General features: G+C 71.9%; 21 protein-coding genes. 4 read left to right on the forward strand and 17 right to left on the reverse strand.

The window, feature by feature from the left end; translation table 11 throughout:
• Nucleotides 1-3: 3 nt before the first annotated feature.
• From ACWGI6_RS33135 to ACWGI6_RS33185, 11 genes are all read right to left on the reverse strand, one after another.
• Nucleotides 4-723, reverse strand: coding sequence for a hypothetical protein (locus ACWGI6_RS33135; protein ID WP_453270935.1), 720 nt, complete (start codon nt 721-723; stop codon nt 4-6).
• Nucleotides 720-1868 carry an NAD(P)/FAD-dependent oxidoreductase gene (locus ACWGI6_RS33140; protein ID WP_453270936.1) on the reverse strand — a complete coding sequence of 383 codons (1149 nt, stop codon included), beginning with the start codon at nt 1866-1868 and terminating at the stop codon, nt 720-722. The genes ACWGI6_RS33135 and ACWGI6_RS33140 overlap by 4 nt, the downstream gene beginning before the upstream one ends.
• Nucleotides 1865-3886 carry a LodA/GoxA family CTQ-dependent oxidase gene (locus ACWGI6_RS33145; RefSeq protein WP_453270937.1) on the reverse strand — a complete coding sequence of 674 codons (2022 nt, stop codon included), beginning with the start codon at nt 3884-3886 and terminating at the stop codon, nt 1865-1867. The genes ACWGI6_RS33140 and ACWGI6_RS33145 overlap by 4 nt, the downstream gene beginning before the upstream one ends.
• Nucleotides 3887-4170: 284 nt before the next feature.
• Nucleotides 4171-5379: an acyl-CoA dehydrogenase family protein gene (locus ACWGI6_RS33150; RefSeq protein WP_393905380.1), complete on the reverse strand. Its 1209-nt coding sequence runs from the start codon at nt 5377-5379 to the stop codon at nt 4171-4173.
• Nucleotides 5376-6341 carry a 3-hydroxyacyl-CoA dehydrogenase NAD-binding domain-containing protein gene (locus ACWGI6_RS33155; RefSeq protein WP_453270938.1) on the reverse strand — a complete coding sequence of 322 codons (966 nt, stop codon included), beginning with the start codon at nt 6339-6341 and terminating at the stop codon, nt 5376-5378. The genes ACWGI6_RS33150 and ACWGI6_RS33155 overlap by 4 nt, the downstream gene beginning before the upstream one ends.
• A 26-nt stretch (nt 6342-6367) precedes the next feature.
• Nucleotides 6368-7105: an acetoacetate decarboxylase gene (locus ACWGI6_RS33160; RefSeq protein ID WP_453270939.1), complete on the reverse strand. Its 738-nt coding sequence runs from the start codon at nt 7103-7105 to the stop codon at nt 6368-6370.
• Nucleotides 7106-7117: 12 nt separating this feature from the next.
• Nucleotides 7118-7930, reverse strand: coding sequence for a crotonase/enoyl-CoA hydratase family protein (locus tag ACWGI6_RS33165; RefSeq protein WP_453270940.1), 813 nt, complete (start codon nt 7928-7930; stop codon nt 7118-7120).
• A 59-nt stretch (nt 7931-7989) separates the two neighbouring features.
• Nucleotides 7990-9159 carry a CaiB/BaiF CoA transferase family protein gene (locus ACWGI6_RS33170; protein ID WP_453270941.1) on the reverse strand — a complete coding sequence of 390 codons (1170 nt, stop codon included), beginning with the start codon at nt 9157-9159 and terminating at the stop codon, nt 7990-7992.
• Nucleotides 9160-9304: 145 nt separating this feature from the next.
• Nucleotides 9305-10210: a LysR family transcriptional regulator gene (locus tag ACWGI6_RS33175; RefSeq protein ID WP_453270965.1), complete on the reverse strand. Its 906-nt coding sequence runs from the start codon at nt 10208-10210 to the stop codon at nt 9305-9307.
• A gap of 69 nt (nt 10211-10279) precedes the next feature.
• The gene (locus tag ACWGI6_RS33180; RefSeq protein ID WP_453270942.1) at nt 10280-10756 is read right to left on the reverse strand and encodes an acyl-CoA thioesterase; all 477 of its coding nucleotides are present in this window, start codon (nt 10754-10756) and stop codon (nt 10280-10282) included.
• Between the two features lie 111 nt (nt 10757-10867).
• Nucleotides 10868-12097 carry a S1 family peptidase gene (locus ACWGI6_RS33185; RefSeq protein ID WP_453270943.1) on the reverse strand — a complete coding sequence of 410 codons (1230 nt, stop codon included), beginning with the start codon at nt 12095-12097 and terminating at the stop codon, nt 10868-10870.
• Nucleotides 12098-12200: 103 nt separating this feature from the next.
• Between ACWGI6_RS33185 and ACWGI6_RS33190 the strand changes: the two genes are divergently transcribed.
• Nucleotides 12201-12743: a cell wall hydrolase gene (locus ACWGI6_RS33190; RefSeq protein WP_453270944.1), complete on the forward strand. Its 543-nt coding sequence runs from the start codon at nt 12201-12203 to the stop codon at nt 12741-12743.
• A 101-nt stretch (nt 12744-12844) separates the two neighbouring features.
• On the opposite strand, the gene ACWGI6_RS33195 is transcribed toward ACWGI6_RS33190, so the two are convergent.
• Nucleotides 12845-14209, reverse strand: coding sequence for a hypothetical protein (locus ACWGI6_RS33195; RefSeq protein WP_453270945.1), 1365 nt, complete (start codon nt 14207-14209; stop codon nt 12845-12847).
• Between the two features lie 203 nt (nt 14210-14412).
• Between ACWGI6_RS33195 and ACWGI6_RS33200 the strand changes: the two genes are divergently transcribed.
• Nucleotides 14413-14973, forward strand: coding sequence for a hypothetical protein (locus ACWGI6_RS33200; RefSeq protein ID WP_453270946.1), 561 nt, complete (start codon nt 14413-14415; stop codon nt 14971-14973).
• 27 nt (nt 14974-15000) lie between these two features.
• Here ACWGI6_RS33200 and ACWGI6_RS33205 read toward each other — a convergent pair whose 3' ends face one another.
• The 3 genes from ACWGI6_RS33205 to ACWGI6_RS33215 are packed head-to-tail and all read right to left on the reverse strand — an operon-like array spanning nt 15001 to nt 18364.
• Entirely contained in the window at nt 15001-16161 is a 1161-nt protein-coding gene (locus ACWGI6_RS33205; protein ID WP_453270947.1) for an acyl-CoA dehydrogenase family protein, read from the reverse strand.
• The gene (locus ACWGI6_RS33210; protein ID WP_453270948.1) at nt 16158-17369 is read right to left on the reverse strand and encodes an acyl-CoA dehydrogenase family protein; all 1212 of its coding nucleotides are present in this window, start codon (nt 17367-17369) and stop codon (nt 16158-16160) included. The genes ACWGI6_RS33205 and ACWGI6_RS33210 overlap by 4 nt, the downstream gene beginning before the upstream one ends.
• Nucleotides 17366-18364, reverse strand: a complete 999-nt coding sequence (locus tag ACWGI6_RS33215; RefSeq protein WP_453270949.1) for an NADPH:quinone oxidoreductase family protein — start codon at nt 18362-18364, stop codon at nt 17366-17368. Before ACWGI6_RS33215 ends, ACWGI6_RS33210 begins: the two co-directional genes overlap by 4 nt.
• A 208-nt stretch (nt 18365-18572) precedes the next feature.
• On the opposite strand from ACWGI6_RS33215, the gene ACWGI6_RS33220 reads away from it, so the two are divergent.
• Nucleotides 18573-19469: a helix-turn-helix transcriptional regulator gene (locus tag ACWGI6_RS33220; protein WP_453270950.1), complete on the forward strand. Its 897-nt coding sequence runs from the start codon at nt 18573-18575 to the stop codon at nt 19467-19469.
• Here the strand turns inward: ACWGI6_RS33220 and ACWGI6_RS33225 are convergent.
• Together ACWGI6_RS33225 and ACWGI6_RS33230 are read right to left on the reverse strand one after the other, a co-directional pair.
• The gene (locus ACWGI6_RS33225; RefSeq protein WP_453270951.1) at nt 19413-20483 is read right to left on the reverse strand and encodes a glycosyl hydrolase family 18 protein; all 1071 of its coding nucleotides are present in this window, start codon (nt 20481-20483) and stop codon (nt 19413-19415) included. The two genes, ACWGI6_RS33220 and ACWGI6_RS33225, sit on opposite strands and share 57 nt — an antisense overlap.
• 189 nt (nt 20484-20672) lie before the next feature.
• Complete coding sequence (locus ACWGI6_RS33230) at nt 20673-21362, reverse strand: winged helix-turn-helix transcriptional regulator (RefSeq protein WP_453270952.1); 690 nt, start codon at nt 21360-21362, stop codon at nt 20673-20675.
• 113 nt (nt 21363-21475) lie between these two features.
• On the opposite strand from ACWGI6_RS33230, the gene ACWGI6_RS33235 reads away from it, so the two are divergent.
• A complete protein-coding gene (locus ACWGI6_RS33235) occupies nt 21476-22687 on the forward strand; it encodes a pyridoxal phosphate-dependent aminotransferase (RefSeq protein ID WP_453270953.1) in 1212 nt (403 codons plus the stop codon).
• Nucleotides 22688-22955: the final 268 nt, after the last annotated feature.

The raw sequence follows: 22955 nt of genomic DNA on the forward strand, positions 1-22955 counted from the left end.
AGGTCAGTTGTTGAGGCTGGTGTGGTTCCACCAGCCCTGGCGGCCGACGGTGAGGTCGACCGTCTGGCCGGTCCCGTCGATCTTGCCCTGGTACTGCTGGCCGTTCTTCAGCGGGCTCTCGATCAGCTTGTCGTGGGCGTCCTGGATCGAGTCGATGACGAGGGTGGGGACCTTCTTGAGCGTCGCCGGGTCGATGGGCCTCGTGGTGGCGACGGTGACGGCCTCGTCCCAGTTCGGGCGGTCCGCGAGCTGGTGGGCGAGGTGGATCTCGTCGCCCTCGCCGAACATCAGATAGGTGAGGTACTCGGGGTAGGGCAGGTCTCCGAGCTTGCGGAAGGAGCGGACGTCTTCCCTCTTGCACTCCACCGGGGTCTCGGTCGTCGTCATCTGCTGGAAGTCGCGGCTGCCGTCCGGCTTCACGACGACCCGCTCCAGGTGGACGCTGAACTCCTTGCCCTGCTGCAGCTCCGGGAGCTCGAAGTGGTGCGGACAGCGCAGGGCGTAGAAGACCCGCTCGTTCTCGTGCTGCGCCAGGTCCTGCAGGTACCTCTCCCGCAGCTCGCCGCTGTCCTTGATGGTGAAGGTGAACACCGCCTGGTAGTTGTGGCCGGACTGGGGGTTGTAGAGCGCGAGGTGGTAGAAGAACAGCTTCTTCTTGCCCAGCAGCAGGAAGCGGTGGATGTGCTCGTGTCCGTCGTGGTCGGGCCCGGGTGTGGTGTTCATGAGAAGGTCTCGCCTTTCGTCGGGTGGGGGTTCGGTCGGGTGTTCCGCCGGCGCCGGGCCCAGAAGGGGCGGTCGGCCCAGCGGGTTTCCTGTGCGTGCACGGCACGGTGGCCGTGCTGGTAGGCGGCTCGGGCCGTGGCGACCTTCGCCGCGTAGTCGGCCAGCGCCGCCCGGTCGCCGTGCAGCCGGGCGTCGACCGCCCGGCCCGCGCTCAGCCCGGTGTAGAGGGCGGTCAGGATGCCCTGCGAGCTGAGCGGGTCGAAGGCGGCCGCCGCGTCTCCGGCGGCCGTCCAGCCGTCGCCGTGCACCCGGTCCAGATGTGCGCTGTGCGCGGGGGCGCGGCGGGGTGGCCGCAGGGCGGTGAGGCCGTGCGGGCGGGCCCGGCGGGAGATGTGCCGGGTGGCCAGCAGACGGTCGCGGAACCGCTCGGCGCCGCGCGCGGCGGCGACGGGCAGGTCGGGGTCGGTGAAGTAGGCGACCAGCCGGTGCCGGGAGGGCAGCAGGGCGGTGTACCACCAGCCGTCCTGGTCGGACTCGACCAGCGAACGGCCGTCGGTGGTGGCCTGCGGTGCCGGGCCGAGGGTGAGGTGGAAGGCGGTGAGCCGGTCCCCGGTGCGCCGCCGCGCACCGGAGCGGACGGCGATCGCGGCGCCCCGTCCGGTGGCGTCCACCACCCAGCGGCAGCGGACCGTCCGCTCCCCGCCGCCGGAGCGGTCGCGCAGGGCGAGCCGCCAGGTGCCGTCCGGCTGCCGGGAGGGGCACCGTACGCGGGTGCGCTCGGCGACCTCGGCGCCCGCCGCACGGGCGGCATCGCGCAACCGCCGGTCGAAGAGCGGACGGTCGAGGTGCCAGCCGTGTCCGTACGGGTCGTTGATGAAGTCCACGGCGTGCAGTTCGGCCGAGCCCCAGGCGGACAGGTTGCCGTGGCAGGGCAGATGGCCGCTGCCGAGGACGGGCTCCTCGACGCCGAGGTCGGCCAGGAGCAGCCGCCCCATGGACACCAGTGCCTCGCCGGCCTTGGGCGGGCCGGTGCCCGCGTCGGCCAGCAGGACGGTGCGCCCGGCCCGTACGAGGGCGAGCGCGGCGGCGCAGCCGGCCGGGCCACCGCCCGCGACCACGACGTCATAGCCCGGGACGGGGCTCACTGGGCGCCGTGGAAGGGGTCGAGCTTCTCCAGGTAACCGGCGGCGATCGCCGTCTCGTCCTGGCCGGTCGCCTCCTTGACCTCCTGGACCGCCTGCTGGACGAGCATGGACTCGACGGTCTCGGCCGGGACCTCCCCGGTCCAGGCACCGGCCGCGCCGGCCCGTTGGGGCACACCCGCCTCGGGTACCTGAATGTTGATGAGGTTGGCGTGGTCGGCGGCCGGCGGATAGCCGGGCTCGGACTCCACCTGGAGGTACCGGGGGAACTTCGCGTCGCCCACGGTGTATTCGTGTGTCTCGACGATGCCGAACTTGAACCAGTCGTCGATCATCTGCCGGCGCTGAACGTTGAAATTGGTGCCCTTCAGGCCGCGCAGCCACACCGCGCGGTTCTCGAAGGCCTTCTCCCTGGCGCTGTCGTCGGAGCCGGTCGGCGGGGTGTTGACGGTGGCGAAGTCCGCCTGCTTGAGCACATGGTTGGGCATCTGGGCGGGCCAGAAGGTGGGCAGATAGGGGCTGTAGCGGGGGCCGAGACCCGACTGCACCTGGTAGCCGGAGCGGCAGCTCGCCGTGTCGCACTGCCAGGGGGCGGCCATCCAGCGGGTGAGGTCGCCCGGCCCCTGCGCGAACAGCGGGCCGTTCTTGCCCAGGGCGTCCTGGAGGGTGAGCACCTCGCCGTAGTCGCGTTCCGGGTTCTCCGGGCTGCGGTGCAGGATGCGGAACGGCTCGGAGTACATGGTCTTGTGCCGCATCGGCCAGGTGACCTCGCAGCCGGGGTGGAACGCGTCGGCTGCGCAGTTCTCCAGCGCGGCCCGGTCCAGCAGATGCGGCTGGTCGGCGGCCGGCGCCTCGTCCACGTCCGGGAAGCCGGTGCGGGGCGGGCCGGAGGTGAAGTGGCCGTCGGCCCACAGGGCCAGCATCCGGTCCTGGGCGGAGGAGAGCGTGATGTGCTGCCGGACGGAGGTGGGCTTGCCGCCGGACATGGCATCGCCGTAGAGCCACGGCCAGGGCAGCGGGGACGTGCCGTCGCGGTCGTAGTCGCGCATGTGGACGTAGACCTGGCGGCGGAGTTCCTGGCTGGCCTGGCCCGGGTCGGCGAGCCGCTTGCGCATGGCCGGGTCGAGGAAGTGGTACGGGCCGTCCCAGCCGAACTGGGTGGCGAAGCCGTGGTTGACCCACTGCAGGTCGCAGAACCGCCGCAGGATCGGTTCGATGTGGTCGGGGTAGGACACCTGCGGCTCGACGGGCAGGGTGTGCTCGGTGACGAACACGTCGTGGAGCAGGTCGTAGAGGGTGCGGACGGTCTTCACACCGGGCGCGTAGTGCGGCGGGGCGACCACGGCCCAGGCCGGGGTCGCGGTCTTCGTGGCGCCCCCGATGGTGACCTCCGCCGTGACCGGGCCGTCGGAGACGTCGTCGTACCAGGTGTCGTTGTTGGCGACGCCCGAGATCGGCTTCTCGGGTGTGGCGTAGGAGGCCGACTTGCCGGCACCGCCGACGACCAGCAGGCGTCCGTCGGCCTGGGTGGAGATCGAGCCCAGGGCGACCGCCCGCGTCATGATCTTTCCGGCGAAGGTGGCGGTCTCGTGCTGGGAGGCGCGGATGGTCTGGCGGCCGGGGTCGATGACGAGCTTCTTGCGCTCCGCTCCCGTGACGTCGGCGTTGCGCCGGCGCCGCTGGGTGTCCGGCAGTCCGGTGGCCTCGGGGATGTCGAGCGGGATGTGGAACTGGTACCAGGCGGCCTTCTTGTTGGCCAGGTGCACCGACCACTTGATCTCGGTGACGTCCTCGTCGTCCAGCGTCAGTTCGCGGACGATCTCGCCCGCCTGGTTGTAGCCGTAGATCCGGAAACGGGCGGCCTGCCGGATGATCTTCCCCGAGCTGTCCTTGTAGGAACCGGCCGGCAGCGGCGGCTGGTCCGGTGACTCCGGGCCTATGAAGGGCTGTTTGTCGCTGTTGCCGATCCGGGCGATGCCTATGGCGGGGTGGATCTTCACCTGTGCGATCCGTGTGTCCATCGAGGAGCCTTTCACTGGACGGGTGTGGATGCCCCCGAAGGCCTCAAACGTAGGATCGACGTCGTTCGCAAGGTGACATCGAGGCGTCACAATGGGTGCACGGATTCACCCTTTCGAGAGGGCCGACACGCGGAGCCGCGCCGGGCCCGCTCACGGACCGTGACGGCGCCCGCCGGACCGGCGGGGTGCTGCACCCAGCGGAAGGCCGCGCCCGGTGGTGCCTGGGCACCGGACGCGGCAGGGGATCGCCGTCCGCCCCGCGTTCCGCGGGAGGGCCGGGCAGGTCAGACGAAGGCGCTCTCGCCGGTGATGGCCTTGCCCACGATGAGGGTGTTCATCTCGCGGGTGCCCTCGAAGGAGTAGATGGCCTCGGCGTCGGCGAAGAAGCGCGCGACGTCATAGTCGAGGACGATGCCGTTGCCGCCGAATATCTCCCGGCTCCAGGCCACGACCTCGCGCATCCGGGCCGTGACGAAGGCCTTGGCCAGGGAGGAGTGCTCGTCGCGGAAGATGCCGGCGTCCTGCAAGCGGGCCAGCTGGACGAGCATCCCCCAGGAGGCGGTGATGTTTCCGAGGCTCTTGACGAGGAGGTCCTGCACCAGCTGGAAGCGGGCGATCGGGCGGCCGAACTGCCGGCGCTCCTTGGCGTAGGCGAGCGCGAGTTCATAGGCGCCGATCATCACGCCGAGGGCCTGCCAGGCGACGCCGCTGCGGGTGGCGCGCAGGATCTCCGCGACATCGCGGAAGGAGTCCACCCGCTGGAGGCGGTTGGCTTCCGGGACACGGACCTCGGTCAGGGTGAGATCGGCGTTCTCGACGATCCGGAAGGCGGTCTTGTTCTCGATCTTGGCAGCCGAGAAGCCGGGGGTGCCCCGCTCCACCACGAAGCCCTTGACCTTGTTGTCGGCCTCGTCGCGGGCCCAGACGATGACCAGATCGGCAAAGGTGCCGTTGCCGATCCACCGCTTGGCGCCGTTGAGGATCCAGTGGTCGCCGGCCCTCCGGGCGGTGGTGCGCATGCCGCCCGCCACGTCGGAGCCGCCGAGGGGCTCGGTCATGGCAAAGGCGCCGATCTTGTCGAGGGCGGCCATCGCCGGCAGCCAGCGGTCGCGCTGCTCCTGGTCGCCGCCGCGGTAGATGCTGTACATGGCCAGGCCGTTGTGGACGCCGAAGAAGGTCGCGGACGAGGCGTCGGTGCGGGTGTACTCCATCGCGAGCATGCCGACCAGCAGATGGCTCCCGGCGGGCAGCGGGTCGCCGTACCCCTCGTACGGGACGCCGGAAAGGCCCAGCCCGCGGAACTTGCCGATCAGTTCGCGGGGGAACTCCCCCTTGGCCCAGGCGTCGTTGACCAGCGGCTTCACCTCGGTACGCATAAAGTCACGGGCCTGCAGGAGCAGTTTGCGCTCCTCGTCGGGCAGCAGGTTCTCATAGCCGTAGAAGTCGGCGGTGAGGCCGTCGGACAGGGCGGTCTCGGGGTGGGTGGCGGTCATGACCGGGTCTCCTCGTTCTGCTCGCTGGTGGTGCCGGCGTTCTTCAGGGCGCCGAGGACGGCGAGCTGCTTGCGGTCGCGGTCCTGGGTGAGGTCGTGGTACGAGCGCGAGCCGTACGCGTCCTCCACGGCCCTGATGAGCCGTTCGGTCTGTTCGGGGTTCTGCTCGGGGCGGCCGAGGGAGTCCCACATCTGCTGCATCGACGGGCCGATGTGCTCGGCCATGTGCCGGTAGCCGCCGGGGCCGCCGCCCAGGTGGGCGCCGAGGAAGGGACCCACCGTCGACCAGCGCAGACCGAGCGAGTTCACCATGATCGCGTCGAGCTCGGACGGGCTGACCACGCCCTGCTCCACCAGGTGGATCGCCTCACGGCTGAGCGCGTTCTGCAGGCGGTTGCCGACAAAGCCGGGGAGCTCCTTGCGCTCCACCACGGGGACCCGGCCGACCGAGCGGTAGAACGCCACCGCCCGGGTGACGGAGTCCTCGCTGGTGCGCCGGCCGGGCACCACCTCCACCAGCGGCACGAGGTGCGGCGGGTTGAACGGATGGCCGATCAGGATGCGCCCGGCGTCGTCGAGCCGGTCGGTGAACGCGGTGGACGGGATGGCGGAGGAGGAGCTCAACAGGAGTGCGTGGGACGGGGCTTCGCGCACCAGGGTGGCGAAGAGCTCACGCTTGAAGGCGGTGTTCTCCGGGCCGTTCTCCTGGACCACATCGGCGTGGCGGACGGCCTCGGTGACTTCGCCGGCCAGCTGGACCCGGCCGGCGAGGCCGGCGGTGTCGAGGCCCTGCCGGGCCAGCTGCGGGGCGGCCTCGGCCAGCGCCGCATCGACGGCTTCGGCGAGGTCGGGACGCGGATCGGTGACCCGCACGTTCAGTCCGTGCCCGGCGAACAGGGCGGCCCACGAGAGGCCGATGGTCCCGGCACCGATCACGGCCACGGTGGGGTGGGGGTGACTCATGGCAGATGCTTCTTTCGTACGCGGCGTCAGCGCGCGAGGTAGTCGTGCACCGGCTTGACCGGCGCCAGGGTGAGGTCGGTGAGGAGGTGGCTCGCCGAGACGATCTCGCGGACCGGCAGATCGGCCAGCGGGGCCAGCACATGCGCACCCAGTTGCAGCCGGGCGGGGCCGGTCCAGGCGCCCTTGACGACCACGTCGCTGATCTGGGTGCGGACCAACTGGGCCACCTGCGGCGCTCCGTCGTACCCGGGCACCAGCTTGAGCATGAAGGTCGGCACCGTGATCTGCGCGGCCGCCTCTTCGGGGTCCAGCTCATGGTGCTTGTAGCCCATCGTGGCGGTCGCCACCCGGACCGTGCCGTAGTCGAGGACGCCGACGAGCGCGCCGTGGTCCACGTACAGGGCCGGCGATCCGACGGTCTTCGGGTAGGCACTGGCCTCGCGCCCGGAGACCGTGGCCGGGAAGTTGTCGAGGTACATGGCGTGCAGGTACTCGCCCCGCTCGCCTTCGTGGCGGACCGGGATCGCCTGGCCGGATTCGGTGTACGGCCCGTACCCGCTGACATCGCCCATCCGCATCACCTCGAAGCGGACCAGCGGCTCGTCGATCTCCAACGGCTCGGGTACCACCGCGCGCAGCGCGTCGTAGTCGGTGCGGTAGACGATGTTGAGGTACTCGCGGTGGGTGAAGCGCGGGATGACGGGTGGGTACGCCGGGTTGATCAGGGGGGTGGCATGATGCCGGGTGACGTCGTGCTGCTTCATGGTGTGCTCCTCCTACTTGCCCTGCCAGACGGGGGCGCGGCGCTCGGCGAAGGCCGTCATGCCTTCCCGTACGTCGGCCGATGCGGCGAGGACGGCCATCTCCCTGCGCTGGGCGGCGAAGGCGGCCGGCTCGGGCGTGCCGTCGGCGGCGTGCGCGATCTTCTTCACCGCGGCGAGGGCGAGCGGGGCGTTCGCCGCGAGCTGTGCGGCCAACTCCAGTGCTGTGGCGACGGTTTCGCCGGCCGGTACGACGCGGTTGGCGATGCCGAGCAGACCGGCCCGCTCGCCGGAGACCGGCTCCCCGGTCAGCAGCAGCTCCATGGCCAGGTGGTGGGGAATCCGCTTGGGCAGCCGGATCGCCCCGCCGCCGGCCGCGATGAGGCCGCGCTTGACCTCCGGAAGGCCGAACCGGGCGTCGTCGGCCGCGACGATGAGGTCGCAGGCCAGGGCGAGTTCGAAGCCGCCGCCCATGGCCCAGCCCTCGACGGCGGCGATCAGCGGCTTGGCCGTCACGGTCTCGGTCAGCCCGCCGAAGCCGCGGCCCGGGATCTCGGGCGATTCACCGGCCAGCGCGGCCTTGAGGTCCATACCGGCGCTGAAGGTGCCGTCCGCGCCGGTCAGGACGCCGACCCGGAGCGCGGGGTCGGCCGCCAACTCGTCGAGGGCGCGGGCGAGTCCGGCCGCCACGGCGGCATTGACCGCGTTACGGGCGCGGGGCCGGTCGAGGGTGATGAGGAGGGCGGTACCGATCCTCTCGGTGCGGACTTCGGGGGCGGGGTCCGCGGGACGGGTGGGGGGTGGGGTGGTGTCCGGTGTGCTGGGCATGGCCCGGGTCCTTTGATGGTCGGAGTGTGGTGCGGGAGCGGTGACGGCGTGACGGGCCGTCAGCGCCGGGCCGCGTCGAGCTCGTCGAAGACCTCTTCGGTGTGCTGGCCGGGCAGCGGGGCGAGCCGCCGGACCGAGCCCGGGGTGGCGGAGTAGCGCACGGGGATGCCGACCGAACGGATCGGCCCCTCGCTCGGGTGCTCGACCAGGTCGAGGAGGTGGCCGTCGCGGACGTAGGGGTCGTCGGCCGCCCGGTCCAGTTCCAGCACGGGCGCCATGGGGATGCTGTGCTTGGCGCAGACGTCCTCCCACTCCTGCGTGGTCAGGCTCGGCGCGCTTCCGGCCACCAGTTCCAGGAGCGGGTCGACGTCGGCGTCCTCGATGACCGGGCCCGCCACCCGGGGGTCCTCGGCGAGGTCGGGGCGGCCGGCGGCGGCGAAGAAGTCGCGGAAGTTCTGCGGGGTGTACGGCACGACGCAGGCGAGCCCGTCGGCCGTGGGCACGGCCCGGTGGCCGCGCTTCATCGACAGGGGGAATCCGGTGGAGCCCTCCGCCGGCTCGTAGACGTGGCCCGACAGATGCTCGACGAGGTTGAAGGCGATGAGGGTGTCCGTCATGGGGACTTCGATGTGCTGGCCGCGTCCCGTACGGTCGCGGTGGACCAGCGCGGCGAGCACCGCGTAGACGATGGTCAGCGCGGCGACCTTGTCACCGATGATCGTCGGCAGGTAGACGGGCCGGCCCAGCGCACGGTTGGCCACGTCCACCAGACCGGAGGACGCCTGCACCGTTTCGTCGTAGGCGGCGTGCCCCGCGCGGTCGGAGTCGCTGCGGAAGCCCTGGGCGTGGGCGTAGACCAGACCGGGGTGGCGCTCGGCGAGGTCGGCGTGGGTCAGGCCGAGCCGGGCCAGGGCGCCGGGGCGCATATTGGTGATCAGCACGTCGGCCGTGCCGATGAGCGCCAGTGCGCGCTCATGGTCGTCCTCGTCCTTGAGGTTCAGGGAGACGCTGCGCTTGTTGCGGTTGACGTTCAGGTTGAGCGGTGTCATCCCGGGCGTGGTCCGGTACCGGCCCGACCGTACGGTGTCCGACGGCGACTCGATCTTGATGACGTCGGCGCCGAGGTCCCCGAGGATCTGGGCGGCGTAGGGGCCCATCACCACCGTGGACAGATCGATCACCCGTACGCCGTCCAGCGGGCCGTTGGCGCTTTCGGTCGTGGCGTCCATTGTCGCTCCTGCGGAAGTAGCTGTACTGCGAATGTTTCCGTCTTCGACGGTAGGCGAGATGCCGCAGAATGAGAACGATCAAGAAACGAAGAATGGCATGACCACAGCGGTCATGCCATTTTTCCCGGATTATGGTGCGCGTGAATCAGGCGAAGAGTTCCTCGGCGAAGATGCGCCGTGCCGCGGTGACGAGGGCGTCGAGGTCGCCGCCGGGCTCCGCCCGGTCCTTGCGGAAGAGCAGACCGGTGGCCAGTTCGGGCTGGAAATCCAGCACCGGCAGCACCCGCACATTGTCCAGCCGGTAAAGATGCATCGGACTTTCCGGAGAGAGCATCGTCATCGAAAAGGCGAGCCCGCCGGATACCAGTTCCGAGGTCCCCGCATAGTCGGAGCTATTGATGCGAATTCTCTTCTTCAGCCCCGCGGAATTCAGTCGTGCATCGATTTCATCGAAATACGCGGGCATGGCCTCGGGGGCGGTGGCCACATAGGGGAATTGCTTCAGCTCGTCCAGGGTGACCGACTCCCGGCCTTCGAACCGGTCGGCGGGGACCGCCGCCCCGAGCCGTTCCCGCATGACCTCGATGAGGCCGAGCGCGGGGTCAGCGACCGGCAGCCGGGCCAGCGCGAGGGCCAGCCGGCCGTCGCGGACCGCCTCGGCGAGGCTGGTGGAGCGGCCGGGCCAGCGCTTGAGCTCGTAGGTCTCCCCACAGGCGTCCTCCAGCTCCCGGACCCGGGCGCGGAGAGCGGGATGCACCCCGGAGGGCATCCCGATGAGCAGGGTGGTGCGCTGCGGACGGACGGCGTCACGCAGCCGCCAGGGAATGGAGTTGACGCGTTCGAGAACATCGCGCGCCATCGGCAGCAACGCGGCACCGGCGGGCGTCAGCTCGACGTGATGCGTGGTGCGGTCGAAGAGCGGCTGGTTCAGCTCACGCTCAAGGTCCTTGATCCGCTGGCTCAGAGGAGAGGCCGCCATGTGCAACTTGCGTGCCGCCTGGGAGAAATTCAACTCTTCGGCGACCGCCACGAAGTAGCGCAGGTGCAGCATGTCCACACGCCCACACTACCCGGGGCAGGTACCGCCGTTCGCGGACCGCGGCGGCCCCGGGGACGCTCGTCAGTCGTCGGCCAGACCGAGCAGCGAGGGGTCGTCGGCCAGGTCGCGGAAGGCCGCTCGCGGGTCCTGGAGCAGCTTGCGCTCGGTGAGGTCGAGCATCCCGCCGACGGCGCTCACCTCGGCGGCCACCGTCCCGTCCGCCCTGCGGACGGTCTGCTCGATCCGGAAGGTCCTGCCCTCGCCCCAGAGGAAGGCGCAGCTCACCTCGACCTCGTCACCGGCCCGCAGCTCCCGCCGGTAGCGGATGGTGGTCTCGATGGTCACGGGGCCGATGCGCCGGTCCACCATCGCGCTCTGGCGGATGCCGCTCGCCTGCAGCAGCGACCAGCGGGCGTGCTCGGCGTACTGCAGATAGACGCTCTGGTTCAGATGGCCCTGGGTGTCCGTCTCGTATCCGCGCACGGTGATCGGGACCGCGAACGGCTCCGCCGCGTCCGTGCCACGTTCCGTGTCCGCCGACTGCGCCGCTTCCGCCACGATCGCTCCCGTTCCCCGTACGTGCCGTGCGCCACTCGGACGCACCCCGGCCCCATGGCCACCGGCTTGTCATCGTAGACGTCGGGGACCGGCGGGCGGCGGCCGGCCCGGTCAGGGGCTGCCGGTCTTCAGCCTCAGGTTCCATTTGGCCAGGGCCTCACCGACCGGCTGGAAGATGGTGACGGTGGCACCGCCGAAGTTGCCGCAGGTGGCGGCGCCGCCACCGGAGTGCACGCCGATGGCCATCGGGGCGTTGGGCTGGGTGACATAGGAGCCGCCCGAATCGCCGGGCGCCGAGCAGGCGTTGGTGAACGAGAGGCCCTCGATGACCGTGTTGCCGTAGTCCACGGTCTGGTCGACCCGGGTGATCTCCCCGCAGTGCCAGCCGCTGCTCTGCCCGGAACGGCAGATCGACATGCCCACCATGCCCTCCTGGGAGCCGGTGACGGTGACCGGCGTACCGCCCTGGCCCGCCACGTACGAGCTGACGGTCCAGCCCGGCTGGTCGACCTCCACCAGCCCGAAGTCGCCCTCTCGGTCGTTGATGCTGTGTCCGCCGCCCTGGTTGGAGGTCCCCAGGCGGCTGCCGTCCTTGCCGTACGCGGCCTGGTCGGCGGTCAGGGTGCAGTGACCGGCCGTCAGGAATCCCTGGAAGCCGTCCGGCCCGGTCACCGAGAAACCGATGGAGCAGATGCCCTCGCTGCCGGGCATCCACCGCTCGCCGCCCACCACCGAGCCGCCTTGCTGGCGCGGCGTCCGGTCGCCGCGATCGATGGTGACGGGGATCTTCACGTGCGTCGCGAGAGCGCGGACGGCCTTCTCGAAGGTGTCGGTCCGAGCGGTGCGTTTGGTGTGGTCGATACGGACCACGACGCCGTTGGCTCGCTCGTCCACGCCCCACCCGGTGACGCCCGGTACGCCCTTGCCGGCCCGGCCGGTGATCTGCCGCACCAGCCCGGTGAGCGCGGCGTGGCCGTGCGGCACCGTCTTGGGCACCGCCCCGGCGGACCGTACCCGCTGTGCATCGGCCGCGCCGGTGACCGCGACGACGAGCTTGCCGGCCGACTTGTCGAACCACATTCCGGCGGGCGGTGCGCCGAGCGCCCGGCGCACGACGGCCGCGGCGCGGTGGGCGGCGGCCTCCTGCGCGAGCCGGGTGCGCACCTGTTCCGCCGTCAGCCCGAGGTCCCGGCGCATCGCGTCCAGCATGGCGCGCGGCGAGGGCTGGGGCGACGGGTCGGGCCGCGACACGGCACGCGCCGGGCTGAGCGGGCCGGCAGCCGCCATGACGGCGGCGACGGTCGCGCCCCAGAGAGCTGCCTTGCGAAAGCGGCGTTCCATCGGGGATCTCCTCGCGGTGTCGAGAGCACGTCGGATCCGATTCGTCGAGCCTGCTCGACACCAGGGCATGCGGCATGAGGGAGATCCCCTGCATCATGACCGGGTGATCCACGACCCCGGCCGTCAAGTCCCCGCCCCCCATGGCGCGGTAGCGTTCCGTCGGCTGCCCGAGGCACTGCGCAAGGTGACCTACTCGGGCGCCCGCCATCCGGGAGCGCAGACACCTGAATGCCCGTCATACGGTCCGGACGGGGCGGACGATGCGCCGGGCGGCACCGCCCCGAACGCCTTCGCCGACCTGGCCGGGGGCGCGAACTGCCAGCGCTACGCCTATGCGGTGCTGCGCCACTTCGGCCTGCTGATACCGCCGTTGCGCTCGGCGGAACTCTGGGCGGACGAACGGGCAACACGGCGGGCCGGCCGGCCGCAACCGCTGGATCTGGTGCTGTTCGACTCCGGGCCGGCCGCCGGCCGGCCACCGGGGTACGGCGCGCATGTGGGCGTGCACCTGGGGCCCGACCAGGTGCTGCATCTGTGCCGGGAGGTCGGCCGGCCCGCCGTGTGGCGCTATGCGGACTTCGCGGCGCGCCCGCGCTACGGGCGCTTCCTCGGCGCCAAGCGGGCGGTGCGCGCGGCGGATCGCTGAGCGCCCCGGGGGGCGGCGGGGCGAGAGCGCTCACCGCGGAGGGGCGTGGCGGCTCACCCGCTCAGGGGCATGGAGCACTCACCACGCAGGGCGCCCGACGCTCAGAAACCGCCGCCGAAGCCCCCGTCACCGCCGCCGAAGCCGCCGCCGTCTCCGAAGCCTCCGCCATCACCGAAGCCGCCGCCGAAGTCGTCGGAGTTGAAGTCGGCTCCGGAGGAGTCGCCGCCCTCGGCGCCCGTGGGGCCGCCGAAGCCGGCGCCGTAGGCGTCGGTCGACCACATCATGTTGCCGAGCAGCGTGCCCACCAGCAGGCCGGGCAGCAGGCCGCCGCCGAAGTAGCCGCCGGCCCAGGGGCCGTAGGCCGGGCCCGCATCCCAGTAGGGGCGGTCGCCGTTCGGGGTCCGGACCGTACGGGCCAGCGGCTCCCGTCCGTCGTCCAGGCGGCTCTTGTCCGCGGCGCAGACCGGCACGGTGCGCTCGGCTCCGCCCGCGGGTGCCCAGGCGGCATCGACGACGGACGGACCGTGCCGCGGATCGAAGAAGCAGGGCAGCCGGCGCTCGGGCAGCGGCCTGCCCTCGCGTCGCGCGGCAAGGGTGGCCAGCGAGAACCGGCCGTCCTCCAGGGCCTTGGTCACGGCCTGCACATCGCCGGGGTGCCCGGCCGCCGCCATCGACGACTTGGCGCTCTCGTACGCGTCCAGCGCATGGCTGTAGTCCGCCCGCATCGCGTCGTCGGCGCCGCGCTCACCGGGGTGGAAGTCGAGCCGGTCCAGTTCCTCACCGAAGGCGGTGATGTCCTCGTCGACGACGACCCGCAGGTCCTCCAGCGCCGCCCGCTCCTCCTCGGCCCGCCTTCTGCGGTTGCGGCGGGCGATGGCGTACGCGCCGCCACCGCCGACGACCACCAGCACACCGAGACCGATCGCGGTGCCGGTGTCGAAGCCGCTGCCGCCGGAGCCGCCCCAGGAGGAGGGGGCCTGGCCGTGCGCCGACTTGAGCGCGGTGTCGACGAAGCTGTTCAGACGGCCGCTGACGTTCGGGTAGTGGGAGCGCTGGACCGATCCGACGAGGTTCTGCACCGCGCTGCGCGACATCACCCGCGGGTCGGCGCCGGCATTGAAGCCGTTGCCGAGCTCGACGGCGTAGACACCGCTGATCCCGGTCTTGGTGCGCAGATCCCGCAGCAGTGTGCTGGGCTGGTACTCGGCGGCCCGGGGCAGCACGGCGACGAAGACCGGCTTGTTCGCGTCCTTGATTTTCTTGGCCAGCGCATCCGCTTGGGCCGGGGAGAACTGGCTCGAAGCGCGGGGATCCACATAGACCGGGCCCTTCTTGAGGGCTGCCGCGGCCTCGTCGAGCCCGCCGGCCGCACGGGCTCCCGGTGCCATCGCGGCGACCACCGCCAGCAGTGCGGCCACCAGCAGCAGAACCGGTCCGATCAGCGCACGACGCGTTGCGGTCTTCATGTGTTCGACGCTACCTGAACCGCACTTTCAGGACATCACCGATGCAGAGGTCGATCCGGTCCGCATCGGGGTATTTTCCCTCGCTCACGGAGGGCTGTCGCGCCGGAGATGTCCATCCAGGTGATCGCTCCGCGCGTCGTTTTTGGCGGTCAAAGCGCCGGGGATGTTCCGGCTCGCCACTCCCCCGAGGAAACGAGGAGACGATGTGCAGGGCCACCTCGATGGCCACCAATCTGGCCGTCGCCGTCGCCGCCACCGCCGTCGGATGCATGCTGGTGATCTCGCTGACGCCGTCCCGCCCGGACGCCGGCAAGAGCTGGCCCTCGGCGGGCAGTCCGACGGCCGCCATGTCCGGCCATGCGGGCTCGGCCGCGCGGGCCGCCACCTCCGCCCTCAACGCGACCACCGCCAGTGCCGGCCCCGAGGAGCCCCAGGAACCCGAGGAGTTCGCCTCGCCGCCGACCGGGCGGATCGAGGTGACCGCGCCGGAGCCGGGTGTCGACTACAAGGCGAACGGCAGCTTCACGGTGGCCTGGAAGAACAGCACGGGCGAGAAGGTGGACGTATGGCTGCGGACGGCGACGGGTCACGGCCGGTCGCAGCGGGTGGCCCTGGTGGTGCCCCGGGCGGACGCCGGACCGACCGGTGAGGCGATCGTGACGCTGCCCAAGGTGCCGCCGGGCCCCCGCTACTTCCTGGAGGTGGCCACCGCCGGTGACGCCGCGGTCGGCGATGTCAGCCGGACCTTCGCCATCACCGAATGACGCACACCACCGGCCCGGGGAGGTGGCCTACGGGGCGCCGAGCGCGACCAGTCCCGCCAGGGCCTCCCGGTGCCGCCCCGGCGTCCCCAGGGCGAGCTCATCGCTCTTGGCCCGCTTGAGGAACAGATGGGCCGGGTGTTCCCAGGTCATGCCGATGCCGCCGTGCAGCTGGATGCACTCCTCGGCGGCGCGCACCGCCACCGGCGCGCAGTACGCCTGGGCGACGGCCACCGCCACCGGGGCGTCCGGGCTGTCGGTGGCCAGCGCGTCCGCGGCGTTCCGGGCGGCAGCGCGGGCCGAGGCCACCTCCAGCCAGAGCGCGGCCAACCGGTGCTTGAGCGCCTGGAACGATCCGATGGGGCGGCCGAACTGGGTGCGCTGTGCCGTGTAGCGCACGGTTTCGGTCAGGCACCATTCGGCGACGCCCAGCTGTTCCGAGGCGAGCAGCCCGGCCCCGGTGAGCAGGGCGCGTTCGACGGCGGTGCGGGCCCGGTCCCCCCCGGCCAGGAGCCGTCCATGGGCACCGTCCAAGGTGAGGTGGCCCAGGGGGCGGGTGAGGTCGAGCGCGGTCACGGGGTCGGTACGGACGCCGTCCGCCGAGGCCTCGACCGCGTAGAGGGCCGGGCCGTCGGGTCCCTGGGCCGGGACCAGCAGGAGTTCGGCGCCCGCGGCGTCGGCGACCGAGGTCACCCGGCCGGTCAGGGCGCCGTCCGCCGTGGCGCGTACGGCCGGTTCCGGCAGCCCGCCCGGAGCGGCGGGCAGCGGGACCGCGAGCACACCGACGGTGCGGCCCCCGGCCAGCGCGGCGAGCGGCGCGGCGACGTCCTCCTGGCCGTGGTCGCAGCCGAGCAGCGCGGTCACCGCGATGACCGCGCTGGTCAGATAGGGGACGGGCGCGACGGAGCGGCCCACCTCCTCCAGCACGACGGCGGCCTCGCGGGCGCTCGCGCCCGCTCCCCCGAGCTTTTCGGGCACCAGCAGCCCCGCGGCGCCGATCTCCGTGGCGAGCGCCTGCCAGAGGCGGGTGTCGTAGGCGACCTCCGACTCCAGCCCGGCGAGCACGGTGGCCGGGTCGCTGCGGTCGGCGAGCAGCGACCGTACGGCGTCGCGCAGCGCGTCCTCGTCCTCGGAGTACAGCAGGTCGGGGTCGGCTGCCGGGGTGCCGGCCAGGGATGTCCCGTCGTTCATCGGGGGAGGTCCTTCCACGCGACGTCCTTGTCGGTGCGCGGCTCGGGCGGCAGCCCCAGCACACGTTCGGCGACGATGTTGAGCAGCACTTCCGAGGTGCCTCCTTCGATGGAGTTCCCCTTGGCGCGCAGATAGCGGTAGCCGCCCTCGCGGCCGGTGAAGTCGACGCCGTCGGGGCGGCGCATCGTCCAGTCGTCGTAGGTCAGCCCGTCCTCGGCGAGGAACTCCACCTCCCAGCCGCTGATCTCCTGGGCGAGCCGGGCGAAGGCCAGCTTCATCCCGCTGCCCTCGGGGCCGGGCTGGCCCTTGGTGAGCTGCTGGCGCAGCCGCTCGCCGGTCAGCCGGGCGACCTCGGCCTCCACCCACAGCTTCAGCAGCCGCTGGTGCAGATCGTGGGTGCGCAGTTCGGGGCGTGCGCGCCAGCCGGCGGCGGCCACGCCGATCATGCTCCCCCTGCCGTCGGCGGGGGTGCCCGCACCCTCGCGGGGGGTGCGGGAGCCGCCGATGGCGACCCGCTCGTTCATCAGCGTGGTCTGGGCGACCTTCCAGCCCTCGCCGACCTCGCCGAGGCGCTGGGCGTCGGGGATGCGGACGCCGGTGAGGAAGACCTCGTTGAACTCGGCCTCGCCGGTGATCTGCCGCAGCGGACGCACCTCGACACCGGGGTCGGTCATATCGCACACGAAGTAGCTGATCCCGCGGTGTTTGGGCAGGTCAGGATCGGTACGGGCAATCAGGATCGCCCAGCGGGCCAGATGTGCGCTGGACGTCCAGACCTTCTGGCCGTCCACGATCCAGTCGCCCGCCTCGTCACGTACCGCGCGGGTCGCCAGCGCCGCCAGGTCGGAGCCGGCGCCGGGCTCGCTGAACAGCTGGCACCACACCTCCTCGCCGGTCCACAGCGGGCGCAGCAGACGCTGCTTCTGCTCGTCGGTGCCGAAGCGCAGGATGGTGGGCGCGGCCATGCCGAGGCCGATGCCGATGCGGCCGGGGTCGTTGCCGGGGGCGTCGGCGGCCTCCAGCTCCGCGTCCACGACCGCTTGCAGGGAGCGTGGCGCGTCCAGCCCGCCGAGGCCCTTGGGGAAGTGGACCCAGGCCAGCCCCGCGTCGAAGCGGGCGCGCAGGAAATCCAGCCGGCCGGTGGTGGCGGGCGGGTGTGCGGCGAGCAGCTCGGCGATGCGCCGGCGCAGGTCTTCGGGGTCGGTCATCGGGTCTCCTCCGCCGCGGGCAGCACGACCAGCCGGCCGGTGGACGTACCGTCGGCGACCCGCTGGACGGCTTCGGCGGCGTCCTCCAGCGGGAACCTGCCGCCGATGAGCGGCTTGACGGCGCCCTGTGCGGCGAGCTTGGCGAGCTCCTCGTGGCAGGCGTCGACCGCGGCCGGGTCCTTGGTGTTGTAGAGGCCCCAGTGCAGGCCCAGGATCGCGTAGTTCTTCACCAGCGCGTGGTTGAGCGCCGGGGTGGGGATGGCGCCGCCGGCGAAGCCGACGACGATGATCCGGCCCTCGAAGGCGATGCACTTGACGGACTTGGCGTACGCCTCACCGCCCACCGGGTCGTAGACCACATCCGCGCCGCGGCCGCCGGTGGCTTCCTTCACGGCGGCGATGATGTCGTCACTGCGGCGGTCGAGGACGACGTCGCAGCCCAGTTCGCGGGCGGCCTTGGCCTTGTCCTCGCCGCCCACGACGCCGATGACCCGCGCGCCCGCTGCCTTGCCGAGCTGTACGGCGGCACTGCCGACGCCCCCTGCGGCGGCGTGCACGAGCAGGGTCTCGCCGGCCTGGAGCCGGGCCCTGCGGTGCAGTCCGAACCAGCCGGTCTGGTAGCCGATGTGCAGCGCGGCGGCCTCGGCGTCGTCCAGAGCCTCGGGTGCCGGGCGTACCGTCGCCGCGTCGACGACGGCGAGTTCGGCGAAACCGCCGTCGGGCAGCGGCGGCTGGGCCAGCACCCGGGCCCCGATCTCACCGGTCGCCCCCTCCCCCGCGGCGAGCACCTCGCCACAGATCTCCACGCCGGGGGTGAACGGCAGCGGCGGCCGCACCTGGTACTGGCCCCGGCACAGCAGGGCGTCGGGGAAGTTGACGTTGGCGGCCCGCACCCGCAGCAGCAGCTGCCCGGGTCCGGGCTGCGGGTCCGGCACCTCCTCCAGCCGCATCACTTCACGCGGCTCGCCGTTCGCGTGTACGCGCCATGCCTTCACCTGGTGCCTCCACAGACCTTGGATACGCGGGTCGGGCGGAGGGCGCACCGGCGCCCTCGCCAGCGACATACTAAGCGGTCGGTATCCCGCAGGGAACAGTCTCCGCCACATCGCGGCGATGCCCCGGCAGAACCCACTGTGCGAGGCCCGGGAGCCTGGTACTGACAGGGTCATGCTCGCGCCCGCCCGACGCCGGAGACTGGCGGGCATGGACTCACCCGCCATGGACTCACCCGCCGCCTTGGGAGACTTTCTGCGCACCCGCCGCGCCCGGCTGCAGCCGGAGGACGTCGGGCTGGTCTCCTACGGGGCGCGCCGCCGCGTCCCCGGCCTGCGCCGCGAGGAGCTGGCCCAGCTGGCCGGCGTCAGCGTCGCGTACTACACCCGCCTCGAACAAGGGCAGAGCCACCAGGCCTCGGAAGGGGTGCTGGACGCGCTGGCCCGAGCGCTGCGGCTGACCGACGACGAGGGGGCGCATCTGCGCGAGCTGGCAAGCCCGGCCAAGACGCGCCGCCGCCCCGCGGTGCGCCACGACAAGGTCCGCCCCGGCGTACGGCAGTTGCTCGCCGCCGTGGCGGACGTACCGGCCCTCGCCCTCGGGCCGCGCTTCGAGATCCTGGCCTGGAATCGCCTGGGGCACGCCCTGACCGCCGGACACCTCGACTTCGACAGCCCCGGCCGCCCGCAGGACCGCCCCAACGCCCAGCGGCTGCTCTTCCTCGACCCGCACACCCGCGAGCTGTACCCGGACCGCGACGAGGAGGTCCGACGGGCCGTCTCCTCCCTGCGGGTGGCCGCGGGGCAGCGCTCCGACGATCCGCAACTGGCCGAACTGATCGGCGAGTTGTCGATGAAGAGCACCGAGTTCAGCAGTCTGTGGTCACGTCATGCCGTCCATAACTGCACCTTCAGGACCAAGCGGTTCCACCATCCCCTGGTGGGCGATCTGGAGCTGGACTTCGAGATGATGCAGACGCCGGACGGCTCCGGGCAGGGCGTGATGATGTACACCGCGGCGCAGGGCTCACCGTCCGAGGCGGCGCTGCGGCTACTCGCCGCGGAGCGCGGCCCAGAACTCCGGGTCCTCGAACCCGAGCGCCCATAGGCCGGTGCCCCGCACCCCGTACTTCCTCAGCAGCGGCAGCTGCTCGCTGACACCGCGTGCGTCCTGGTACCAGACCTCGTGGTCCACGCCGTCCTTGCGGTAGGTGAAGTGCGGGGTGCCGGACCGCTCGTCGAAGAGGTAGTCCGCGTCCTCCCGTTCGCGCAGCGCCTCGGCCTCCTTCCAGGTCAGATGGGCCGCATGGCCCGTGACCCCGCTGATCCAGTCCCAGCCGTAGCCCGGGAAGGCCACCTCGATCTTGTGCCGGGGGACGGTGTCGGTGGCGTAGCGCAGAAATTCGTCGTACCAGTCCTTGGCGGACAGCGGGCCCGCCTCGCCGCCCGACCAGTGCAGGTCGTAGCCCATGATGCGGAACCGGTCGACGTAGCTGCCGAGCCGCTCGTAGTCGAAGGCCTGGCCGCTGCCGCGGACCCGGGCGAGCACCGTGACCACGCACTGCTTGTCACGGTCGTGCAGCCGCGCGCACAGCTCCTTGACGAGCCGGTTGTATCCGGTCCGCACGTCGTCGCGGGTCTCGCGGTCGCCGGTGACCGCCATCGCCTCGTAGTCCAGGTCGATCCCGTCGTACGCACGGCTCGCGACCAGATCCAGCAGCGTGTCGATGTGGTCCCGCCGCCGCTGCGGATCGTGCATCAGGTCGGCCATCTCCTCGGCGCCGAGGGTCTCGGTCACGGTCGGCACGACGTCGATCCCGGCGTCGTGCAACCCGTCGATGATGTCGCGCCGTCCCGCGCCCGGGTGTCCCGTGACGGTGGTGTCGGAGGAGGTCTCGTACCAGAAGGGGCTGACGGAGTGCAGCTGGGAGGCGTGCCGCAGCGCGTCGCGGTAGGCGGCATCCATGTCGCCCCAGTAGGGCAGCCAGGCCGAGCCGGTCCGCCCGCCGCCCCTCGGGTCCGTCGCCGCCGCGGCCGGCGGGGTCCAGAGCCCGGTGAGCACCGCCACGGTCAGCAGGAGCGCAAGCCCGGTGCGCGTCCGGGTTCTTGATGCATGATCCATTTCTGGAGCGTGCCCGGTTTCATTACTGACGCATCGTCAGTTCGACCGAACGGGGTGCGCCGGGCACGACCGCGCGCGGGGCGGGCCCGGGGCGCTCCGCGGCCCGGTCCCGGCTCTGGACGGATCTCAGGTTCGCCCGGCCCGCTGCTGGACGTCCCGCCGGGCGCCGGTCGCTGTCGGGGCGCACCGTCAGGCCGTTGTCGTCCTCTTCCGTCGCCGCCGTTCGCCGGGCACCTCGGGCGGCGTGACCACGATCCGGCCGGAGGCGATTGCCTGTGCGAGGGAGAGGCGATCGTACGCGATCTCGGCACAGGTCGCGGTGTCCATGCGCAGCCGGACGTCGGGGCGCTCGGCGGGGCCGTCCGCATAGCCGGGCCCGCCGTCCGGGCCGCCGGGGTCCGCCCCGTCGCCACCCGCTCCGTCGCCCCCGAGGACGACATGGAACTCGCCCTCGTCGAGGGCGATGTCGACCACGTCGATGCCGTCGGTGAAGTGCCGGGCCAGCCGTGCGACGAGGGGCACCGCGAACCAGTGGGCCCGCACCGCGTCCGTCGGGCGCTTCTCGTCGAGGGCGGGGGCGCCCCAGTCGGCGAGGGCGGTGAGTGCGGGCAGCAGCGCACGGCCGCGAGGGGTGAGCTCATAGACGAAGGCGGCCCCGGGCGGGGCGAGCCGGCGGCGGGTGACCAGGCCGTCCCGCTCCATGTCCTTGAGGCGCGAGGCGAGCATGTCGGTACTGACGCCCGGCAGGTCGGCGTGCAGATCGGTGTAGCGCCGGGAGCCGCCCAGCAGCTCCCGGACGATCAGGAGCGTCCAGCGGTCGCCCACGGCATCCAGGGCTCGGGCGACGGCGCAGTACTGGTCATAACTTCGGCGCGGCATGACACCAGCATAGACAGAGGTTGGACTTTCCAAGTCTCCACTTGGTAAAACCAAGTACGGTGTAACGAGTGCTGCCGCGCCGCGCGGTGAGCGAGGGACCTGGAGGCCACCGCATGCAGTTCAAGCAGTCCAGCAAGATGGCCGACGTCTGTTACGAGATCCGCGGGCCGGTGATCGAGCACGCGGACGCGCTGGAGGAGGCCGGCCACAGTGTGCTGCGGCTGAACACCGGCAATCCGGCGCTGTTCGGCTTCGAGTGCCCCGACGAGATCCTGCAGGACGTGATGCGCAACCTCTCCCGCGCGCACGGCTACACGGAGTCCCAGGGCATCCTCTCGGCCCGCCGCGCGGTGGCCCAGCACTACCAGCAGAGCGGACTGCCGGATGTCGGCGTGGACGACATCTACCTGGGCAACGGCGTCTCCGAACTCGTCTCGATGTCGGTGCAGGCGCTGCTCGACGACGGCGACGAGGTGCTCATCCCGGCCCCCGACTTCCCCCTGTGGACGGCGGTCACCACGCTCGCCGGCGGCAAGGCCGTGCACTACCTCTGCGACGAGTCCGCGGACTGGCTGCCGGACCTGGACGACCTCGCCTCGAAGATCACCGACCGGACCCGGGCGATGGTCATCATCAACCCCAACAACCCGACCGGCGCGGTCTACCCGCGCGAGCTGCTGGAGGGCATGCTCGATCTCGCCCGGCGCCATCAGCTGATGGTCTTCGCCGATGAGATCTACGACCGGATCCTGTACGACGACGAGGTCCACCACCATGCCGCGGTGCTCGCCCCCGACCTGGTCTGCCTCACCTTCAGCGGGCTGTCCAAGTCCTACCGGGTGGCCGGATTCCGCTCCGGCTGGCTGGTGGTCTCCGGCCCCAAGCAGCACGCCGCCGACTATCTGGAGGGCCTGGGCACCCTCGCGTCCATGCGGCTGTGCCCGAACGCGCCCGCCCAGTACGCCATCCAGGCCGCGCTCGGCGGCCGGCAGAGCATCAACGACCTGGTACTGCCGGGCGGCCGGCTGCGTGAGCAGCGCGACCGGGCCTGGGAGCGGCTGAACGAGATCCCGGGCGTCTCCTGCGTCAAGCCCAAGGGCGCGCTCTACGCCTTCCCCCGCCTCGATCCCGCCGTCCACAAGATCCACGACGATGAGAAGTTCGTTCTGGATCTCCTCCTGCGCGAGAAGATCCAGGTCGTGCAGGGCACCGGTTTCAACTGGCCGCAACCGGACCACTTCCGCATCCTCACCCTCCCCCACGCCGATGACCTCGACGCGGCGATCAGCCGGATCGGACGCTTCCTGGCGGGCTACCGTCAGTGACATCGGGCGGCGGACGTGCCGCGACACCGTGGCGGCAAAATCCGCCCTACCCGGCACTCACTCGAACGGCCGTACCCCTCTCCCGTCCCCGCCCGCCGCCCGCCGGTCCGGCCCCAGTCCCCGGCGGCGGGCGCGAAGGGCGTCCTGGCGCCCGGACGGCGCCGCGGCACCGTCCGGTGGTCTCCCGCCCCGGACGGCCCCCTCGCCCCGTGGACGCCCGTCCCGCCCGCCGCGGCGCGAACGCGCCCTTGAGCGCATCGCCCGCAGG

The organism is Streptomyces sp. NPDC054786 (assembly GCF_053611685.1).

Bases quoted from the DNA above. Each gene is read 5' to 3' on its own strand.
- ACWGI6_RS33145 (WP_453270937.1), bottom strand. From the start codon at position 3,886: ATGGACACACGGATCGCACAGGTGAAGATCCACCCCGCCATAGGCATC.
- ACWGI6_RS33170 (WP_453270941.1), bottom strand. From the start codon at position 9,159: ATGGACGCCACGACCGAAAGCGCCAACGGCCCGCTGGACGGCGTACGG.
- ACWGI6_RS33155 (WP_453270938.1), bottom strand. From the start codon at position 6,341: ATGAGTCACCCCCACCCCACCGTGGCCGTGATCGGTGCCGGGACCATC.
- ACWGI6_RS33135 (WP_453270935.1), bottom strand. From the start codon at position 723: ATGAACACCACACCCGGGCCCGACCACGACGGACACGAGCACATCCAC.
- ACWGI6_RS33160 (WP_453270939.1), bottom strand. From the start codon at position 7,105: ATGAAGCAGCACGACGTCACCCGGCATCATGCCACCCCCCTGATCAAC.
- ACWGI6_RS33205 (WP_453270947.1), bottom strand. From the start codon at position 16,161: ATGAACGACGGGACATCCCTGGCCGGCACCCCGGCAGCCGACCCCGAC.
- ACWGI6_RS33185 (WP_453270943.1), bottom strand. From the start codon at position 12,097: ATGGAACGCCGCTTTCGCAAGGCAGCTCTCTGGGGCGCGACCGTCGCC.
- ACWGI6_RS33210 (WP_453270948.1), bottom strand. From the start codon at position 17,369: ATGACCGACCCCGAAGACCTGCGCCGGCGCATCGCCGAGCTGCTCGCC.
- ACWGI6_RS33225 (WP_453270951.1), bottom strand. From the start codon at position 20,483: ATGGATCATGCATCAAGAACCCGGACGCGCACCGGGCTTGCGCTCCTG.
- ACWGI6_RS33165 (WP_453270940.1), bottom strand. From the start codon at position 7,930: ATGCCCAGCACACCGGACACCACCCCACCCCCCACCCGTCCCGCGGAC.
- ACWGI6_RS33220 (WP_453270950.1), top strand. From the start codon at position 18,573: ATGGACTCACCCGCCATGGACTCACCCGCCGCCTTGGGAGACTTTCTG.
- ACWGI6_RS33175 (WP_453270965.1), bottom strand. From the start codon at position 10,210: ATGCTGCACCTGCGCTACTTCGTGGCGGTCGCCGAAGAGTTGAATTTC.
- ACWGI6_RS33200 (WP_453270946.1), top strand. From the start codon at position 14,413: ATGTGCAGGGCCACCTCGATGGCCACCAATCTGGCCGTCGCCGTCGCC.
- ACWGI6_RS33235 (WP_453270953.1), top strand. From the start codon at position 21,476: ATGCAGTTCAAGCAGTCCAGCAAGATGGCCGACGTCTGTTACGAGATC.
- ACWGI6_RS33195 (WP_453270945.1), bottom strand. From the start codon at position 14,209: ATGAAGACCGCAACGCGTCGTGCGCTGATCGGACCGGTTCTGCTGCTG.
- ACWGI6_RS33150 (WP_393905380.1), bottom strand. From the start codon at position 5,379: ATGACCGCCACCCACCCCGAGACCGCCCTGTCCGACGGCCTCACCGCC.
- ACWGI6_RS33230 (WP_453270952.1), bottom strand. From the start codon at position 21,362: ATGCCGCGCCGAAGTTATGACCAGTACTGCGCCGTCGCCCGAGCCCTG.